Annotated in this window: 2 protein-coding genes and 1 pseudogene; 1 reads left to right on the top strand and 2 read right to left on the bottom strand. The window is 37.3% G+C overall.

What is annotated here, in order from left to right; all coding sequences use genetic code 11:
- Window positions 1-590, top strand: a 590-nt coding sequence (locus HMPREF9200_RS08690; RefSeq protein ID WP_009353447.1) for a hypothetical protein, incomplete at its 5' end; no start/stop codon positions are given.
- Window positions 591-715: 125 nt separating this feature from the next.
- On the opposite strand, the gene HMPREF9200_RS08055 is transcribed toward HMPREF9200_RS08690, so the two are convergent.
- Both HMPREF9200_RS08055 and HMPREF9200_RS08060 read right to left on the bottom strand, forming a co-directional pair.
- Window positions 716-1,039: a hypothetical protein gene (locus tag HMPREF9200_RS08055; RefSeq protein WP_052847065.1), complete on the bottom strand. Its 324-nt coding sequence runs from the start codon at window positions 1,037-1,039 to the stop codon at window positions 716-718.
- Between the two features lie 39 nt (window positions 1,040-1,078).
- Window positions 1,079-1,603, bottom strand: a pseudogene (locus HMPREF9200_RS08060) (insulinase family protein); the annotation flags it as partial.

The raw sequence follows: 1,603 nt of genomic DNA on the forward strand, positions 1-1,603 counted from the left end.
GGAGCACGATTAAAGCGAGTAAAAACATATTCCGTAAATCCTATGGCTCTTCGTATCGAAATGCTATCCTATACGGATTATGTACTTTACTATTAAGTCCATCCATCTTCCATGCCCAAGCCTTTGCATTACCAGCAGAAGAACCGGTAGATCAAGTTATTTCCATTACCAAAGAACCAGTTCCAACGAACGATTATAAAAACATTGGTGATGGTATCGATGATACGCATCGACACATTACATTAACATCTAGAAATTATTACGATACCATTTTAAAAGTATCTAATCACATTGAAAAATATAAAGGATATACAGTATCTGCTACAGGCTATATTTCTTATCATGACAAAGCATTACAAGGTAACGATTTTGTATTAGCTCGTGATCTAATGATTTGTTGTGTAGCAGATATGTCACCATTCGGATTACCTACTGAGTACTCCTCTACTACGCCATTATTAGAGCATACTTGGTATACAATGGAAGGAACTATCGGCACTCGTAACTTCCACGGTGTAGAACAGCCTTACATCGTAAACAGCAAAATTACACAAGCCGATGCTATCGATGGATATATTTTCCCTAACTAAATAATAAAAATTCGCACATCAGAATATTCTGATGTGCGTTATTATTTTATAGATCATAAACTCACAAAAGCCATACTCCTCTGGTTTCCCAGATAGGGTATGGCTTTTACTATGTTCTTATGAAGTTATTGTACTAGGTTACTCACTTTGTCAAAAAGCTGTTCTGCTTCTTTGATACGCTGTTCGCTACCCATGACTACGATATGGTTATCTTGTAGTACTTTTTCAATGACATCTGCTAATCCACGTAAGTCTTCTACTGTTGTTTCCAAGACTTGTTGACGGAAAGCCGTCATATTTGCTTCATTGGTGTTCCCAAAGTATAAGCTCATAGCGCGAGCTCCTTGTAGGAATGGTGTATTAGATACATCCAGTCCACTCATAGTACCAATGATATATTTACGCATTTCTCGTGGAGATAAATCTAATTCACGTAAATACGTCGGCAATCCATCGTACACTTGTAATGTAATTTTTCTAAATTTGGATCAACGGTAAGAACAGAACACCATATTACCATTATTATGGAAGTTAGCAAAGGCTCCATACGCTCCGCCTTGTACACGAATCAAATTCCACAGATAATCATAGCGTAACATAGTTTCTAGGACGCTCATAGTACCTGTATGTGTACCACCATGATCACGGAAGTTACCACCTTTTGCCACATATTGTACCTTACCAGATGTAGCTAAGCCTTCATTCACATAGGATTGAGTCATCTCTAGCTGTGCTTCCCAACTATCATCACTTAAAACAGCAGTGATATCGTCTAGATGTGCTAAGAAAGTTTCTAGTTCTTCAGTAGTACCTACAAAAGATACTTCCAAGTTATCTTTACGGAATAAACGTTGTTGTACTTTCATCAATTGTTCTGTCACACCAGCTAGTAATGTTTCATTCTCTAAGACTTCGACTAAACGGCGGAAATAACCTAATGTATCTTGGTCTCTAAATTTACCAATTTTCGATACTTTCGCCATAAGCAAGTTAGTAACAATCGTATTACCACG

Source organism: Veillonella sp. oral taxon 780 str. F0422, from assembly GCF_000221605.1.
In the GTDB taxonomy this organism is placed as follows: Bacteria; Bacillota; Negativicutes; order Veillonellales; family Veillonellaceae; genus F0422.